The 17,266-nt window shown below is 62.9% G+C and carries 16 protein-coding genes; 6 read left to right on the forward strand and 10 right to left on the reverse strand.

The features are described 5' to 3' along the window. Positions 1-12: 12 nt before the first annotated feature. From QZX93_RS17590 to QZX93_RS17610, 5 genes are all read right to left on the reverse strand, one after another. Positions 13-984 carry an SLAC1 anion channel family protein gene (locus QZX93_RS17590; protein WP_295388757.1) on the reverse strand — a complete coding sequence of 324 codons (972 nt, stop codon included), beginning with the start codon at positions 982-984 and terminating at the stop codon, positions 13-15. Between the two features lie 23 nt (positions 985-1,007). Continuing rightward, a complete protein-coding gene (locus tag QZX93_RS17595) occupies positions 1,008-1,148 on the reverse strand; it encodes a hypothetical protein (protein WP_295388756.1) in 141 nt (46 codons plus the stop codon). Between the two features lie 305 nt (positions 1,149-1,453). After that, on the reverse strand, positions 1,454-2,104 hold the full coding sequence (locus tag QZX93_RS17600; RefSeq protein WP_295388755.1) for a cytochrome b/b6 domain-containing protein: 651 nt from the start codon (positions 2,102-2,104) through the stop codon (positions 1,454-1,456). After that, positions 2,101-3,774, reverse strand: coding sequence for a tetrathionate reductase family octaheme c-type cytochrome (locus tag QZX93_RS17605; RefSeq protein WP_295388754.1), 1,674 nt, complete (start codon positions 3,772-3,774; stop codon positions 2,101-2,103). The genes QZX93_RS17600 and QZX93_RS17605 overlap by 4 nt, the downstream gene beginning before the upstream one ends. A gap of 709 nt (positions 3,775-4,483) precedes the next feature. Further along, complete coding sequence (locus QZX93_RS17610) at positions 4,484-4,789, reverse strand: TusE/DsrC/DsvC family sulfur relay protein (protein ID WP_295388753.1); 306 nt, start codon at positions 4,787-4,789, stop codon at positions 4,484-4,486. A 473-nt stretch (positions 4,790-5,262) separates the two neighbouring features. On the opposite strand from QZX93_RS17610, the gene QZX93_RS17615 reads away from it, so the two are divergent. After that, entirely contained in the window at positions 5,263-5,892 is a 630-nt protein-coding gene (locus QZX93_RS17615) for a CBS domain-containing protein (RefSeq protein ID WP_295388752.1), read from the forward strand. Further along, positions 5,889-6,461: an HPP family protein gene (locus tag QZX93_RS17620; protein ID WP_295388751.1), complete on the forward strand. Its 573-nt coding sequence runs from the start codon at positions 5,889-5,891 to the stop codon at positions 6,459-6,461. The genes QZX93_RS17615 and QZX93_RS17620 overlap by 4 nt, the downstream gene beginning before the upstream one ends. On the opposite strand, the gene QZX93_RS17625 is transcribed toward QZX93_RS17620, so the two are convergent. From QZX93_RS17625 to QZX93_RS17645, 5 genes are all read right to left on the reverse strand, one after another. Then, positions 6,415-6,963, reverse strand: a complete 549-nt coding sequence (locus tag QZX93_RS17625; RefSeq protein ID WP_295388750.1) for a HyaD/HybD family hydrogenase maturation endopeptidase — start codon at positions 6,961-6,963, stop codon at positions 6,415-6,417. The genes QZX93_RS17620 and QZX93_RS17625 overlap by 47 nt on opposite strands. Further along, positions 6,947-8,650 (reverse strand): nickel-dependent hydrogenase large subunit, encoded by a 1,704-nt coding sequence (locus QZX93_RS17630; RefSeq protein WP_295388749.1) that lies wholly within the window; start codon positions 8,648-8,650, stop codon positions 6,947-6,949. The genes QZX93_RS17625 and QZX93_RS17630 overlap by 17 nt, the downstream gene beginning before the upstream one ends. 61 nt (positions 8,651-8,711) lie before the next feature. Then, positions 8,712-9,845 carry a Ni/Fe-hydrogenase cytochrome b subunit gene (gene hybB / locus QZX93_RS17635; protein WP_295388748.1) on the reverse strand — a complete coding sequence of 378 codons (1,134 nt, stop codon included), beginning with the start codon at positions 9,843-9,845 and terminating at the stop codon, positions 8,712-8,714. Continuing rightward, positions 9,838-10,869 carry a hydrogenase 2 operon protein HybA gene (gene hybA / locus QZX93_RS17640; RefSeq protein ID WP_295388747.1) on the reverse strand — a complete coding sequence of 344 codons (1,032 nt, stop codon included), beginning with the start codon at positions 10,867-10,869 and terminating at the stop codon, positions 9,838-9,840. The genes hybB and hybA overlap by 8 nt, the downstream gene beginning before the upstream one ends. An 18-nt stretch (positions 10,870-10,887) precedes the next feature. Next, entirely contained in the window at positions 10,888-12,081 is a 1,194-nt protein-coding gene (locus QZX93_RS17645; protein WP_295388746.1) for a hydrogenase small subunit, read from the reverse strand. 433 nt (positions 12,082-12,514) lie between these two features. On the opposite strand from QZX93_RS17645, the gene QZX93_RS17650 reads away from it, so the two are divergent. Genes QZX93_RS17650 through QZX93_RS17665 form a run of 4 tightly spaced genes read left to right on the forward strand, consistent with a single transcriptional unit; the run spans position 12,515 to position 16,815 of the window. Then, positions 12,515-13,429 carry a cytochrome c3 family protein gene (locus QZX93_RS17650; protein ID WP_295388745.1) on the forward strand — a complete coding sequence of 305 codons (915 nt, stop codon included), beginning with the start codon at positions 12,515-12,517 and terminating at the stop codon, positions 13,427-13,429. Continuing rightward, positions 13,426-14,076: a cytochrome b/b6 domain-containing protein gene (locus QZX93_RS17655; RefSeq protein WP_295388744.1), complete on the forward strand. Its 651-nt coding sequence runs from the start codon at positions 13,426-13,428 to the stop codon at positions 14,074-14,076. The genes QZX93_RS17650 and QZX93_RS17655 overlap by 4 nt, the downstream gene beginning before the upstream one ends. After that, complete coding sequence (locus tag QZX93_RS17660; RefSeq protein ID WP_295388743.1) at positions 14,073-16,295, forward strand: multiheme c-type cytochrome; 2,223 nt, start codon at positions 14,073-14,075, stop codon at positions 16,293-16,295. The genes QZX93_RS17655 and QZX93_RS17660 overlap by 4 nt, the downstream gene beginning before the upstream one ends. 31 nt (positions 16,296-16,326) lie before the next feature. Then, positions 16,327-16,815 carry a hypothetical protein gene (locus tag QZX93_RS17665; RefSeq protein WP_295388742.1) on the forward strand — a complete coding sequence of 163 codons (489 nt, stop codon included), beginning with the start codon at positions 16,327-16,329 and terminating at the stop codon, positions 16,813-16,815. The last annotated feature ends 451 nt before the right edge of the window (positions 16,816-17,266 follow it).

The raw sequence follows: 17,266 nt of genomic DNA on the forward strand, positions 1-17,266 counted from the left end.
TGGCATTGCGTGTTATTGACCAGGCACGCAAATGGCTTGTCGCCAGACCGCGATCCCAGTTCGCACGAGCAGGAAGGCAACGATCCCGGTCAGCAGGATCAGCAGGCCGAACCCCAGATAGCGGTAGACATCCGCGCCCGTGCGCTCAAACATCACCAGGCTTGCGATACTGATCGCCGCCAGCGGGAATGAATACGCCCACCATGAGAGGAAGAACCGCAGCCGCAGGAAGCGGCCGGCCTGGGTGAAGAGCAACAGGGTGAAAAATAGCCCACCATAGTAGAGCACCCGGGCGAATGGATCGAGCGTTGGCACCAGATTGCTATAGGCGATGAAGGCCAGCGCCGGGGGGGCGATCAGGATGAACAGCGTCGGCATCAGGCGCTCGTCAATCGGGTCATGAAACATCACCCGATAGAGGATGATGGTCATCAACATCACCCAGAACAGCAGACCGACGCTGAAGAAGAACCAGGAGACCTCGACATAGCCCAGTGACGCCCCGACGACCGGCACCAGCACATTACCGACCGCTGGAAAGAACCAGGCTGGATTCATGTGCTGGATCTTAAAATGTTCGTGGTGCATCCAGACATTCACGACATAGAGGGTGAAGGCCAGGTGCAAGCCGGTCCCGGCCAGCCACAAACCCTGGGCCAGGTTCGGGACCAGGGGCAGGAAGGCGATACTGAGCAGGAGCAGGCTGATGGAGATGGTCGGAAAATAATTGAGCTTGACCGGGTGGCGCAGTTCGGCGAGCACGGCCTGGCGATAAAGCGCGAGCTTCATTACGTAGCTCAAGGCCAGCACCACAAAGAGCAGGGACGTGGTAACGATCAGCCAGGGGGTGATCTTGAGATCCATGCCCAGGATGTGCTGGGCCTTTTCCCAGCCGATAGTCAGCCCCGACATCCCCATCGCCATTGCGAAAAAGGAGATGGGGAAGTGTTCGAGCCGAGGACTGGCGACGATGGTGTCAGTCATCTGGGGGCTGGCGGGTGCGCCGCTCAGTGCAGCGCGAAGTCGGCCGCGAGCAGCAAGGCGCTCAACGCGGTGGCGGCGGCGAGCACCGGCAGCCAGGGCCAGAGGTGCCTGGAGTGGTGCGGCGCGGGGATGGGTTGATAGAGGGCCAAGGGGTTGCAGTTCATGGGTAAACTCCGGTGGAGAGGGGCCGCCGCGACCGCGCCGGTCGCCGGTCTGGGCGTCGGGGCGGGGCGGTTATTCGGATGGATTGACGGGAAGTCTACCGGGTCGCCGTGTCGAGGGCATTGATAAAAGTCGCAGTCTAGTCCTCGGACATTGTCCGGGCAAACGCTGCACGGATTCCCCTGTAACGGCCATGGCGCCGGGCCGCCCACGGGCGCCTTGGCCGTTCCCTTTCCCCGGCCATCCCCCGAGGGGGGAGGGAGAATTGGGGCGTGCTCCCGGCGCGACTTTCATCGACGGGTTGGGGTCAGCGAATGCGGCTGGGCTCGTCCTTGACGAGGTAGGCCTCTTCCTCCGGGCTCAGTTCGACCTCGTCGAAGCCAGTGACCATCGGTGCGACATGGTGCAGGAAAGACCCGATGGTCAGCATATAGACGTGAGTGACCACGAAGGTCAGGATGGCATAGGCGGTGGCGGTGTGGATCAGCGCCACCCGCTCCAGCCAGAGCGCCGCGTCGGGGGTGTCGCCCCAGGCGAAATAGAGCAGATAGATGATCCCCGAGGCCCAGATGAGCGGAAACAGGACGATCTTCAGCGCCAGGTAGGCGATGGCCTGGAGTGGGTTGTGTTTGCGCCAATACGCCTTGCGGTAGGGGTGGCGCTCGCCCTTGAAGATTCCATAGGAATAGAAGCGGACCACCTGGCCGAGTCCGGCGGCGGTCGGCAGGTAGTGCTTCCAGTTGCCGGTGGTGAAGAGCCAGAAGGTGGCCATGACCCACAGGGCCAGGAGCGCTAAGGCGGAGAGGGTGTGCAGGGTCACCGCCTCATCGAAGCTCATCCATTGATTGATCCCATGAATGGCGAAACCGCTGACCAGCATAATGACGATGAGTGTTACCTGCGCCCAGTGCCAGAAGCGTTCGAAGAGGGTATAGATCAGGACTTGGCGCATGCTCACAAGGGGTTTCCTCCGGTGTGGTCGGGGCGGCGATTAAGGTGGCGGTTCTTAAAGCGGCTCAGGCCGCGCATCACGCTGTGCGTCAGGATCCCGCCGAGGGTGCCGAAGAACAGGATCATGCCGGCCAGATCGACCCAGCGATTGCGGTCGCGGCCTGGCAGATAGACGCCGGTGACCGCATTCAGCCGACCGTTCTGCATGTGACAGTCGCTACAGGCGACGGCGTTTTCTTTCGGTGCGACCATGTGGGTGATGGGCCAATAAGAGACGGTCTCGAGATAGTCGAACTGGCCAGAGTAGTCGAGTCCGAAGTCTTTCATGCCGCGGGCGATCGCCTTACCCATATCGTAATTGCCCCAATAGGCGTCGGGGTCTTCCCCCCACAGGTGGGTATAGACCAGAGTGCCGTTGCCGATGTCGAAGGGCAGCCAGGTGTGCATGCGCTTGAATGGCCAGATGCGTGAGCGTCCGTCGGCGCGTGAACCCAGATAGGCATTGATAGCGATGGGTTGATTCTTCAAGTCGAAATGGGTGTCGATGGTGGTGTAGCGCATCTGGCCGTTGAACCAGCCATATTCAGGGATGACGTTCTCGGCGTAGGTGAAGCTGCCCTTGATCGATTTGTAGGTGTAGCGTTCCTCCCCATTGCCCTGGGTATAACCGTGCTCATGGTAGCCCTCGCCGTCCTTGGTCTTGCCGGCGGTGCGCCAGTCCCAATTCATCACAGTGGCGACCCCGCCGCGGGCGAAGCGGGGGATGTGGCAGGTCTGGCAGGCCACCGAGGCAACATGATCGTTGAGCTTGCGGTGCTTGACCGAGCCCTCATGGTGGGGGGCGGCGCCGTGGCAGGACTCGCAGGTGGCCACATCGCGGCGCTGACCAGGGCGGCCCGGGCCGCTCGTGTCTTTGGCGATGACGGCATAACGGCTACCGGCCCAGACGTGGTTCCTCGTGACATGACAGGCGGTGCAGGCAAAGTTCTGCCCGTTTGGAGACATGTGTACGTCCAGATCGCGTGGCGGGTGCTTAAGGGCGGACGAGAGGTCGCCGTGCTTCACGTTGTCGCCACCGCCGCCGTTGAAATGACAGGCCCCGCAGTTGGTACGGTCGGGTAACTCAACCGCTTGAGCGATGCGGGTCAGATCCATGGCGGGCAGCCCCTCGAACATCACGGAACAGCTCTTGTTCCCGCCGTTGTTGGGGGTCTTGTAATAGGTTTCGGTATGGTCGTGACAGACCAGGCAGTCGATGTTGTCCTGGTTGGTGAAGTCGAAGGTCTCGTCTTTCCAGCCGTAGCCCGCGTGGCACTGGGCACACATCCCCTCATTGCCCCGGGCGTTGGTGCAGAAATTGTTGATCAGATGCTTCTTTCCGAGCTGCTGGCCGGTCTCAGGGTTGGTGAAATTCCAGGTCCAGTGGATGTTCTTCATGAAGTGCTTGCCGCTCTCGGTGTGGCAACCAAGACACGCCTTGGTCACCTCCGGGCCGCTGGCGAAGGGACCCTTGAGCGCCGCGAATTTGCTATGGTCGGCGCTGCCGCCGGTCAGCGAGCCGGACACCTGGGTGAGGGGGTCCCCCTCAATGGGCGGGGTCGGCCAGTTGCTCCGCGCCTGGGCGAACGTGAATGACAGGAGGGTCACGGCGAAGAGGCCGCAGAGCAGGACACGCATGGCGCTTTTCCTTTGGGGGTGCGGGGGCGGTGGCGACCCGGTTTGTGATTGAACAGGACCGCCCGGGCTTGGCCGCAGATGATCGAAGCGCATTGACTCAGCGTGATACCGCTGTCCCGGTCAGATAGCCACTGACCATCGACCCGCTGGCGCTTGCGCGATCCGCGGATCGGGTGGTCAGTGCCGGGCTAGGGGGTTGGCAGCAACCGTCAAGGTAGCAGGTCGAGTGCGTCGACTCAGTGACTTGGTCACAGTGGGCGGCGACCGATGTGCGCTAGCATGCAGAGGTTCTAGCAGCCTGTCGGACTTGATGGCGTAACCGATTGATTAAACAGGAAAACGACTTTTTGGCGCAAAAGAGGAAACTCTTTGCATTCAATCGGTTGCATCACTAAGTCCGACAGCCTGCTAGCCAGGGCGATCATGGGTTGCCGGGGAGTCTACGGGGGCGCCGTGACGAAGGCATTGATAAAAGTAACAGTCTGGTCGTCGGGCATTGGCTGAAGTCGGCCCGACGCAGGCGGCTGTGCCCGTAGGAGCGGCCCCCTGGCCGCGACGGGCCGCCGCGGGCGTCGGTGGCCGGAGTTTAGTGCGTTTTTCTGCGACCGCTTTTTGGGTCCCGCCGGCCGGGCTGGTTCCTCGGCCTGACTGAGGCTGGACCATCCATTAGGGCCGGTCGTCGCCGCCTCGCCGCAGTCTTCCCGCAGGTTCAGACACAGCCGGTCGGCTTGGGCAGGCCGCCCCATTTGCAGATGAGCTTCATGGGTCCCTTCTTGAAGATCGCGTAGAGGTCCTTGGTAGTGACCCCCTGTTTTTTCGCGAAGATGCGCAGCGGCGGTACCACCCCGTCTTGTTCGTACATGGCACGGGCCTGGTTGATGAAGTCGCGCACCTGCTCGGTCAGCTCAAAGTCATCGCCGCGGGCCAGCCCCTCGGCGATCTCCTCGCTCCAATCGTCACGGTTAACGAGAAAACCTTCGCTATCCAAAGGGACTGTAATTTCGGCCGTCGACATGGTGTTAGCTCCTCATGGTCGGGGACAAGCTTGACAAGGTCCAGATAAACTGGAGGCAGACACTGAGGGAATCAATGTGATCCGGGCGTTGTGGACCACAGGCGACCACGGTCCTGGCGGATGCGGACATTTGTGTCATCGAGGGCGTGGTCGGTCGCGTGGGTGTCGTGACCGCATCGGTTCAGGGCGCGGCGACACCAGCCAAGGGCGGCGGCCCCAGCCTGCCAGGGAGCGGACCCGCCGGGGGGCTGTGCCGGGGAGTCGGTGGCTGGCGTGGACAGGCGTTCGGCCGGTGGCGTGTTCCAGGCCGGGGAATCGGTTTCATCACCCGCAGAGGACTGGTCTGATTCGAGGGTCGGCGGCGCACGGCTTGACCAAGATCAAGGCCAGTCAGGGGCCCCATGGACTCAAATAGGCGATCGGACACTTGGTCCCGCCCGGTCAATCTTCCAGTCTGAGCCCGGAGTTCGCCAATGACTCACCAGCTACCCAGTCTCCCTCAGGAGCAAGTGGCCGCACCCGGGGCGGCGCAGCTCGAACTCTCGGACGCCGACATCCTGGATGCGATGCGACACATCCCGGGCTATATCGATATCACTACGACCGATTTCAGGATCATCTATCACCTGGCCCACGCCCATGCCGTCGAGCGCCTGTTGAGCGGGGTCTGTGCCCGCGATCTGATGCGTTCGGGCATCGCGCCGCTGCGGCCGGCGACGCCTCTCGACGAGGCGGCGCGCGCGCTGGTCCGCCAGGGTCTCAAGACCTTACCGGTCGTCGACGCGGATGGCCGCGTGCTGGGAATGCTGACCGAGACTGACGTGCTGCGCCTGCTCGGCGCGGGCAGCTTTCTCGAACTGCTGCTGCACCTGATCGAGGGCGAGGGCGGGCTGGTCGAGCGCTGTCGCGACACCGCAACGGGCGCCATCATGTCGACACCCGCCGTCGCGGTGAGTGAGCAGGCCGGGTTGCGCGAGATGCTGGGGGCCTTTCGCCGCCATCCGGGCCGCGGCATGCCGGTCGTCGACAGCCATGGGCGTTGCGTCGGCATACTGTTACGCAAGGACTTTCTCACCGCCTGCCCGTTGGATGCAGCACCATGAGTGCCGGGTTGGGACTGCTCGCGGGGCTGCAAACCTACCTGCGCAAGATGCGGGGGACGACCCGCGGTAGCCCGCCGCGCGTGAGTCGCGAGGAGGTCCTGTGGTCGTGGGCCGGAGCCTTCGTCGGCATCGCCGTGGTCGCCTGGCTGAATCAGCGCTTCTTCACCGGGACCGACTTCAACCTGATGATCGGCTCGCTCGGGGCCTCTGCGGTGCTCGTCTTCGGTGCCGTGCGCAGCCCGCTGGCCCAGCCCCGCAACCTGATGGGCGGCCACATCCTGTCGGCCCTGGTGGGTGTGGCCAGTTGGAAGTTACTGCAGGTGGACCCCTGGCTCGCCCAGGCCGTTGCCGTGGCGACGGCCATTGCACTGATGCATCTCACCAAGACGCTGCACCCGCCGGGCGGTGCCACGGCGCTGATTGCGGTGATCGGCTCGGATCATGTTCACGCACTGGGGTTTCTCTATGTGTTGGTGCCGGCCACGCTCGGCCCCCTGGTCCTGCTCATCGTCGCGCTCCTGATCAATAACATTCCGCGTACCCGGCGCTATCCGGAGGTCTGGTTCTGACCTGCACCCCCCAGCCGGTCAGGACCGCTTCCACGGTCGTAATGACCGCCGGGATGGCCGCGGCGACGCCGGGCGACAGTTCCAGATCAAGCTCCAGGCGCTGCGGCGCAACGCCGATCAATACCAACTCGGCCGGTCGCTCATCGAGCAGATCGAGCAGGGCCAGCACCTCGGCGAGTCCCAGATGATGCAGGGTGAGTTTGACCTCCAGGGCGCGGCGGATGGCCTCATCACGGATCACGCTCACCGTGCCCGGCGGCTGGCCGCCGTCCAAGGCGTCGATCACCACAATCCGCTGATGGTCCCGGAACAGCTGCAGCAACTCCACACCGGCGGTGCCGCCGTCGATCAGGGCGATCGGCGGCTCGAAGCGATACCCGGTTTCGAGCCGACGCAGGCAATGGACCCCCAGGCCCTCGTCGCTCAAGAGCAGATTGCCCAGCCCCAGCAGTAAGATACCGCTGGGGCTCGGTGAGCCGGCCCAATCAGACGCTGCTGACACGGATCACCCGCTGGCGTTGGTTATCGTGCAGATGGATCGCGCAGGCCAGGCAGGGGTCGAACGAGTGTACGGTGCGCAAGACCTCCAGCGGGCGCTCCTCGTCGAGGACTGGATTGCCGATCAGGGCCGCCTCATAGGGTCCGCGCGCGTCGTCCTGGTTGCGTGGTCCGGCGTTCCAGGTCGAGGGCACCACCGCTTGATAGTTCTTGATCTTGCCATCCCCGATGACGATCCAGTGCGACAGGATGCCGCGCGGGGCCTCGTGAAAGCCGAAGCCCATCTGTTCGCCTTTGGGGAAGACCGGCGGATTGAAGCTGGTGTAATCGCCGCTGGCGATGTTGGCGATCAGCGCGTCGTAGTTTTCCAGCAGCATGTCATAGAGTACCTGGGTACGCACACAGCGCGCTGCGTGCCGACCCAGGCTGGAGTGCAGCGCAGTCATCGGCACCGCGGAGCCGGTGATGGCGGCGATGCGCGTGAGCGCCTGGTCGAGATAGCGCTTGGTCCCTTCATGGCCGGCGGCCACCATCGCCAGGACATTGGCGAGCGGGCCGACCTGGGCCGGCCGGTCGGCGAACGAGGGCGACTTGACCCAGGAATAGGCGCCTTCCTCGTTGAAGTCGGTATAGTGTGGAACGGTGTCCTCCGCATAGGGCGAACGGGTCCAGTCACCCTGATACCAACTGTGCTTGATGCTCTCCTTGACATTGCGCTCGAAATAGGGGTCGCCAAAGTGGGTGAGCGGGTGAAACTGGTTGATATCGCCATTGGGGATATAGCCGCCCGGCATCCCGAAGTCGGTGCCCTTGGCATCGCGCGGAAAATCGGGCGCCGACAGATAGTCGGTGACGCCTTCGCCATAGGGCAGCCAATCCGCGTAGAGTCCCGCAATAGCCGTGACATCGGGTAGATAGACCTCCCGCACGAAGCCGCCCAATTCATCCATGAGCGTGCGGACATAGGCGAGCCGCTCCATATTCAGCGCGGACTGCTCGTCCGGGTTGATCGCGTTGGCGACACCGCCGACCGCCAGATTCTGGATATGGGGGGTCTTGCCGCCCAGGATGGCGACAATCCGATTGGCGCGGCGCTGATACTCCAATGCCTCCAGATAATGGGCGACCGCCATCAGATTGGCCGCGGGCGGCAGCTTCATCGCCGGGTGTCCCCAATAGCCGTGGGCGAAAATACCGAGCTGCCCGCCGGCGACGAATTTTTTGATCCGCTCTTGGACCTCGGCGAAATGCGCCGCGCTGTTGTTTGGCCAGTTCGACAGACCTTGAGCGAGCGTTGCCGTGGCCTGGGGATCGGCCTCGAGCGCCGAGACGACATCCACCCAGTCCAACGCGGAGAGTTGATAGAAATGCACGATATGGTCGTGGATGCCATGGGCGGCCATGATCAGGTTGCGGATCAATTGAGCGTTGAGCGGAATCTCCAGCCCCAGGGCGTTTTCCACGGCACGCACCGAACAGATCGCATGGACCGTGGTGCAGACCCCGCAGATGCGTTGGGTATAGAGCCAGGCGTCGCGCGGATCGCGCCCGATCAGGATGGTCTCGATCCCGCGCCACATCTGACCGCTGGACCAGGCATCGACGACCTTGCCGTCGCGGATGTCACAATCGATCCGCAGATGACCCTCGATGCGGGTTACCGGATCGACACAAATGCGTTTGGTGCTCACGGTCGCGGTCTCCAGTTGGTGTCCAGGCGGCGCCGACGGCCGGCCCCGGATCGATCGGATGCTAAGGGTTGGCGGACAGCACGGGCGTCTTCTTGACGAAAAACAGATAGGCCATGATCCCGATGGCGAAGAAGCCCAGCGTAATCATCAGCTCGCCGACTGCTGGAAAATAGTGCCAGCCCGGACCCGGGTTATAAGCGATCAGGAAGGCATCGAAGCGATAGAGTGCGCCACCCAACACCACCGCTAGGGCGCTCCAGAAGAGCGCGTTGGGTCGGACGCGTCGGTGCGGATCGAGCAGGATGACGCTGGCATAGACGAACAGGGCCACTTCCGCCGCGAACAGGAGGGGCTCGACTCCGGGCTGCAACAGCAAGCCGAGCTTACCGGCGAATGCGAGATCGCCGATCCGCAGCACCAGCCAGGCGATCAGCAGCCAGGGGATGATCGCGCCGACGCGCGCGAGCATCGTGGTTTCGAGCCGACGCCCCAATTGGACCGAGGCGTAGAGCGACTCGAACACCACCATGCCATAACCCATGGCCACGGCCGTGATCAGAAAGAGCAGCGGAATCAGGTTGCTCTGCCAGAGCGGGTGGACCTTATAGCCGGCGATGATCAGCAGCGATCCCAGCGATGACTGGTGCATGGTCGGCAGCAGGATACCAACCCCGATGAAAAAGAACAGGATATGGCGCATCAGCCGCAGCAGGCGGTTGGCCTTCATGGCCTCCAGGATCGCGGGTGAAAACTCGATCCATAGCACGATGACATAGCTGGTCACGCACAGCGCCACCTCGATCATCACCGAGTTCAGATTGAGGTAGCCCGGCCGGAACACGTTATAGATCTGCCAATAGCGCCCGACATCCACCACGATGGAGACGCCGGCCAGGGTATAGCCGAAGACGCTGGTGAGGAGCGCCGCCCGGATCATCGGATGGAACTGACCGCGGTGGAACACATAGACCAGGATGGCCATCGCGTAACCGCCGCAGGCAAGTGCAGTGCCGACCACCACGTCATAGGTGATCCAGAGTCCCCAGGGAAAACCGTCGCTGAGATTGCTGACGGCGCCGATCCCGAAGACGAACCGGCGCACCAGGAAGTAACCGGCAATCAGGGCCAGGACGCCCATGAAATAGAAGTGCCTGGTCAGCAGCTTGCCTCCTACAGGGCGATAGACCTCAGTCATGATGGCGCTCCTGTGTGTCGACGCCGGGGGCGTCTGCGGCGGTCGCCCCCGGGTCCTCTTCGCGGTCCTGGCGGCTATTGCGATACACCGCATAGACCAGCCCGCCCAGCAGTAGCGCGGGTGCAAACATCCCCTGGTACAGGCCGTGCTGGATGGTCTCGGAGAGGCGTGCGCGCGAGTCGTTGCCGAGCGGCGGCAATCCAAGCTGATCGAAGGGCACGCCCGCCATCAGCAATTGCTGGGTGCCGCCGGTCTGCGTCTCGCCGTAGATGCTCGGCACATAGCCGGTGACCTTGGCCGTGCGCTGCTCATGCGTCCCCAACTGGTGCAGGGGGTAGTCCTGGGCCTCGCCGGGTTGGAAGGCCAGCCGTCGATGCCCCTCGGCCAACAGGTCCGTCACCCCTCCGAACAGCGTGGCGCCGGTAGGGCAGGCCGCGCAGCAGGCCGGAATCTCGCCCTCGCTCACCCGCTCGGTGCAGAGTTGGCACTTGACGATCTTGGGGAAGGGCTTGTCGAACTCGAACTTGGGCACGTTGAACGGACAGGCCAATTGACAGTAGCGGCAGCCGATACAGGCGTCCGGGTTGTAGCGGACGATCCCGGTCGCGGGGTCCTTGGTCAGGGCACTGACCGGACAGGCCGACACGCAGTTGGGGTCGACGCAATGCATGCAGGCACGCCGCACGAAGCTGAGGCCGCCGGCGCTGCCGTCGTTCGTTTCACAGAGCTTGATCTTGTTCAGGGTCCGGCTGTTCAGGTCATCCGGGGCGTCCCAAACCCCGCTGACGCCATGTAACTGCTCCAGGCCGGAGGTGTGATCCATCGGCATCTGGTTGGCGGCCTTGCAGGCCACCTCGCAGGCCTTGCAGCCGATACAGAGCGTGGCGTCGTAGAGGATGCCGATCGCCCCCGGAGGCAGGGGTTTCGGGGGGCGCGCCTGGAGCGGGCCGACGGCGAGTGCGGTTGCGGCCCCCGCGGTCCCGGCGGCCATGAGCTTGAGAAAATCGCGACGATTGCTGTTCATTGGATGCCTCCGGCCCGTTTAGGCCTCCTCATCCGTGGTCGATGTGGATGCGGCCTCGGTCTGCTTGAGTTTTTGGCTGGCCCCCAGGGCATAGACCAGGGCCCCGCCGCCGATCGCGCCGGCGACCGCCGCCGAGGCCACCGTCACGCCGCCGGGATGCTCGGTGAAGACCCCGGGGAAGAGCGAGGTGGGGGTGACCGACAGCACCTTGGCCTGCTCATGCAGGGCCTTGTGGAAACCCACCCCCTGTTCGGCGCAGCCGAAACAGGGATGACCGATACCCACCGGCCAGGTGTTGGCGCCGACATCGCCGAACTGGATCGCCGGACAGTTGGCATAGGTCTCGGGGCCCTTACAGCCCAGCTTGTACAGACACCAGCCCTGGCGATGGCCGGCGTCGCCGAATTGCTCGGCGAAGCGCCCGGCATCGAAATGTGGCCGCCGTTCGCAGTTGTCGTGGATCAGGCGCCCATAGGCGAACTTGGGCCGGCCCTTGGTGTCGAGCTCGGGCAGGCGGTGCAGGGTCAGGTAATAGAGCAGGGTCGCGAGCAGGTTGTAAGGGGAGGCCGGACAACCGGGCAGGTTGATGACGGGCAGGGCGCTGCCATCCGACTTCAGGATGCCTTCCAGTCCCAGCGCCTCAGCCAATCCGACCGCGCCGGTCGGGTTCGGCGCGGCGCTCTGCACACCGCCCCACGAGGCGCAGGAGCCGATGGCGACCGCCGCCACCGCCTGCGGGGCAATCGCGTGCAACATGTCCTGGGGCGTCTGGCCAGCGATCTTGCAGAAATTGCCGTGGTCCGCGGTCGGTACCGAACCCTCGACCACCAGGATGAACTGGCCCGGGTGTTGGGCCAGGGCATCGTGCAGCGCCGCTTCGGCCTGATGACCGGCCGCCGCCAGCAGGGTTTCGGAGTAGTCCAGGGAGATGAGGTCGAGGATCAGGGTCTCGACGGTTGGATGGGTCGCCCGCAGCAGGGACTCAGTACAGCCGGTACACTCCTGAAAATGCAGCCAGATCACCGATGGGCGTGCCGCTGGCCGATCCAGTGCCGCCATGACCTGCCTGGTCATACCGAACGGCAGGCCCATGGCGGCGGTGATGCCCAGCGCGAACTTGACGAAGTTGCGCCGACTGATCCCGCGGATCTCCAGTTGGTCGGCCAGGAAGGGGCCGATGGCGTGCTCGAATGCCAGTGGTTCGGTGTTCATGCGTGTTGTCCCACCTTGTGCCTTGACAAAGTACAACTTGCGTGGGGTTCCTCGGGCTTTGCGATCTCCTCGCGAGCGCCGACGGTCGGCGTGCCGCTCCCGCGCGTAGCCGGAATCGTGTTGTCATTGACAACTCTCAAGTCTTCGCGAATATTATTATATGCTTATGTTCTGCTAGACTGGTTATAGACCAGATTCGCCCGATTGTCCAGGTGCCGATTTCTGACCCGGCGGCGGTCGGATCGAAGGAGGTGGGCGTCTGATTCCAAGGGGCCAGAGGGCCAAGGCGATGATTGGATTTCCGTGTGCTAATCTTGGCCCGACTCCCTGCTACCCACCGCCAAGTCGGTCTGGCCTGCGACCGTTTCCGTCTCGAGGTGTACCTATGAGCGCTAAGAGTCCAGGACCTCGACGCCGTCGGCGTCTGGCGGCCGTGACGTCGTTGATCATGGCTGTGTTGCTGTGTACGCTGGGTGCGGCTGCCGCGAGCGCCGACCCGCCGGCGGATAATCGTGCCTGTCTGCGTTGTCATGGGATGGCGACCCTCGCCTACCGGGACGGCATCACGGGTAACCTGATCGATCTGTCGATCGATCCAGGGCGCTTGGCGGGGTCGGTCCATGGCAAAGTTGCGTGCGTCAAGTGTCACGCGCAAGGCTACCGCGATTATCCGCACCCGCAGGACGCGAGGCGTGAGCAACTCGACTGTGTCGGTTGTCACCGGGAGGCGCACGAGCGGATCAGCTATCCGTTCGAGGCCATCGCAGGACAGTTTGCCAAGAGCATCCATGCCACCGGGGATGATCCCAAGCTGCGGGGCTTCGGTTGCCACTCCTGTCACGACCCGCACGCCTTTCGCGTCTCCACGGTCGGCAAGCCGCTCGGTGAGATCGTTATGGACGATAACGCGGTCTGCCTGTCCTGCCATGCGCAGGTCACCGATCCATTGAGCGACCGACACCGTTGGCTGCCGAAACGGGAGGCTCATTGGGCGGCCGTTCGCTGTATCGAGTGCCATACGCCGATCGCGGTGGGTGGGGATGGGGCGCAGCGCGTGTCGCACCAGATCCTGGCGGGCAAAGAGAGCAATAGTACCTGCGTCAACTGTCATTCCGGCAGTCAGCGCCTGCTCAGTCGGCTCTATGCCTATCGCTCCCAGGAAGACCTGGCGCGCGACGGTCTGTTCGGCAAGGCGGTGTTTAACGAGGCCTATGTGGTCGGACTGAGCCGCAGTCCGCTGATCGACCGTCTGAGCCTGGCCTTTATCGGAGTGACCGCGCTGGGGCTGATGGCCCATGGCCTCGGTCGTTATCTCGCCTATCGACGCTCGCGGGGGAAGCAACCATGAGTGCAATCTATCTGTATCCTGGCTGGGTGCGACTTTGGCACTGGTTCAGCGCACTGCTGTTTCTGGTGCTGCTACTCTCCGGTGCCAGCATGCATTATGCCGGCACCCCCTGGTTGTTGAGCTTCAAACTTGCGGTGCCGATCCACAATGCGGCCGGCATCCTGCTGACCCTGGGCTGGATTGGCTTCGTCGTGGGCAATCTGTTCACCGACAATGGCCGTCACTACCGGGTCCGGTGGCGTGGTCTGATGGGACGGCTCGTCGCTCAGATCCGCTACTATGGGTATGGCATCTTCCGCGGCGCGCCCCATCCCTTCAAGGTGAGTGCGGAGATGAAGTTCAATGTTCTGCAACAATTGAGCTATCTGGGGGCCATGTATCTGCTGATGCCACTGCTGATCTTGAGCGGCTGGGCCTTCCTGTTCGCGGTCTACCTGCCCGAGAGCCTGTTCGGCCTCGGCTCCATCTGGATCGTCGCCATGACCCATCTGGCGGTCGCCTATGGCCTGGTGCTCTTTTGGATGGTGCATATCTATGTCATTACCACCGGGGAGACGGTCCTCACTAATCTACGCGCGATGCTCACCGGCTGGGACCGCGAAAGCGGCACGGGCGCGTCGGCCGGGCCGTCGGAGAGTGCATCATGACCAAGGTCCTGTCTAAATTACGCAAACACGCTACCAGGCGCGTCCTGCGCTTCACCGCCATGGTGCTGATCGTGCTGGTACTGGCCTACCAGTTTCTCTATCCGCCCCTCTTCGATGCCTATGTCGGCAAGAGCAATGCCCTTCTCACCTATGCCAACAGCCAGACCCTGAGCGAGCGGGAGTTCGAGGCCCTGGCCCGTGACTTGAGCCGGCAGGCGCGTTATACCAAGGCCGCGGCCAGCGTCGGCGCCGATCAGGCGCCGCTTGCCCGTCAGGTCAAGATCGAGATGCTGATGAATACACCATCGCTCATCCGGGACAGCGAGCCCAGGCATATCGATTATTTCCGGGAGGCCGGCATCCGCCGTTATGAGGGACCGCAGACCTGTCTGGGTTGCCACCCCAGGATGAAGGCCCGCGGGGATGACGGTCATCTGCGCACGGTCGACACGCTCGATAACCTGGTCAACTCGATCCATTTCAAGTTCCAGACCGATACCGGCGGCTTTTCCACCTATGGCTATGATGGTCGTCGGGTCAATGCCCCGGGCTCCCATCGGATTCCGGTTGGCAAGATCGATCGTGCCTGCGGTATCCCTGGCAGCTTTTCCTGGACCGGCTGGGCGGCACTGGTCGCGAGCCGTCCCGCGGGGGCCACGGGCCCGGTCACGTTGCGTAGCGAGGGCTGCGGTCAGTGCCATATCGGCGGTAACTATCAGCCGCCCACCGAAAAGATGATGCCGGTCGGCGATGTGCCCTATGAGGTAAAGGACGGGATCGACTGTCTGATCTGTCACAGCACCGACTACGATATGAATCAGCGCTATGTCATCCGTGACGCCCATGGTCTGCGCTGGAACCAGGATCGGAGCATGCGCGCCGCACTCTCCGTGGGACCGGCGCGTAATGACCACTGTCTGCGTTGCCATCAGCACAATATGGGCGGCGATGCCTATCCCCACAATCAGGCGGCGCAGGCGCTCGGCACCGAGAACAAACGGATCCTGCACCAGGGGGCCAAGCGCGGCAATCCATTTAGCCCCGAGGACGACGTGCATGCCGCAGCGGCGATCCAGTGTACCGACTGTCACGTCCCGGATGGGCATCGGCTCCCGCGCGGACGGCAAGGTGTGGACCTGGTCGCCAACGATCTGCCAAACCGCGAGGTCTCCTGCCAGACCTGTCATACCCAGACCCCGCACAACAATTCTCCCGACCGTGCGTTACTCAACGGTCATGTGGCACGGCTGGCCTGCGAGACCTGCCATATTAAGGTGTTGCAGGACAAAAACGTGGTGCTGCGCGATTGGGTACACCCGACCTGGAACCCGGAGGAGGGGATCTTCGAGCCGACCGACATCTATCGCTCAGGGGCGCCCGGCAAGGGGTTTACCTTCCTCTGGTTCAACGGCAATGGCAGCTTTCTGGCCAATGCACTCGGCAACAACCCCAACGGGACGACGGACTATGATCCACTGATGCAGCAGATGGTGCATATCCGCGACCCGGAGGTGATCGCGGCGGTTCGTGCCGCGGCCATTGAGCTCAAAGCGCGCTATCCGGAGATCGATATCGAGGCCTATGTCCGGGCCGCGACCGATCCGCTCTCGCAATTGTCGCCCGCGCTGTTGGAGCGGCGCCGCGCGATGATCGACCAGAATCTGCGGCCAGTGATGGCGCTGGGGAAGAGTCGAATCTACCCGTTCAAGCTCTTCAATGCCATGATGTACGAGGATATGGGTAACCAGGGACCCTTCGGCGCCATGATCCTGCCGTTCGACTATCCGGTCTATTATGAAACCGGTGACTCCCGGGCGGCGGTGGTGCAGGCGGTGCGCGACCCCATCGTCAAGCGGATGTATCAGAGGCCGTTCAAGCTGTATATGATGGACGACTTCATGTCCTATTTCGGCGTGTCCGGGGGCTGGAAGACCAATTATCCACTGGTGAACGGCAAGCTGGTAAACGTCGAGCCGCACTGGATGCGCCAGATGGGGACCCTGACGATCAACCACGGCATTCAGGGCAAGGGTCGCGAGTGCCGCGAGTGCCACGCGCTGGACGGGATCATGGACTTCGCCGGGCTGGGTTATCCGCCCGAGCGGGTCGCTGAACTGCGCGATCCCGACCAGCTCAAATCGGCGGCCTTGTCCAAGACTGGCGATGCCGCGCGAGCCAAGACGCCATCCGTCCCCGGTAGTGAACAATCGCCCAAGTGAGTCTCCCTGAGTCCCATCTGAGGAACAACCCATGGCCAAAATAGCTAGTTACCTGGATTTCAAGAACCGTCTCAATGTCTTACCGCTGCGGGCGCAGCGTCAGGTGGCAGCGAAGTTCATCGCCGAGGTGCTGGATCTCGCGAGCGACCCGCGGATCGATCACGCGGTGGAGGTGGCGGCGAAGCGCGACGCCACGGCGCAGGAGATCGCCGCGGCCTATCGCGCCGTGCATGCGATCTATGTGGAGACCAACCCGCAAGCGGACCTGCTGGAGATGGACTTCTCCCGTCAGGCCGCCCATTTCGTGGCGCAGGCCTGCCTGGTGAGCCTCGCGCCCGCCGATGACGCGGGCGTGGGTTACCACCTGGCGCAGAAGGTGGCCATGTACTGCCGCATGGCCAGGACTTGTTCGAGCATGCGCCACGACGATGACGCACCCGATTTTTGCGCCCTCGGGCCGATCGTCGCAAGGCTGGTGGATGCGCAATATCGCGTGGTCGAAGCGCTCGCTGCGGCTTGATTCTAGTACCCCATTCCACCCTATGTTGCATACCGACCCCAACGGGGTCGAACCTACCAGCCCAGGGCAACGCCCTGGGTTAGCGTTGTTTTTTCGGCCTAGCCCTGAAAGGGCGTGACATAACGGTGGGGCTCCCGATGTCACGCCCTGTCAGGGCTGGGGTCCGTTGTCCGTCATACCCAAGGCATTGCCCTGGGCTGGTATGTCGCGCCCCTTCGGGGCTTGAGCAGGAGCATGATTAAGCGGAATAAGGGAAAAGTAAAGAGTCGTTGGCCGCAAATGAACGCAAACGAATGTTTGCATTTTGCGTCTATAGCGGCCTAATGAGTTATCACGACTAACTATTAATTATGCAGCATATAATGTATCTGGCAGATAAAAGAAAGATTTCACACGATCAGTATTCTGTTGCAGTGCCTGTAAGGCGGCCTGCAACTTAATCTTCAAATGA

Source organism: uncultured Thiodictyon sp. (assembly GCF_903946935.1).
Lineage (GTDB): Bacteria > Pseudomonadota > Gammaproteobacteria > Chromatiales > Chromatiaceae > Thiodictyon.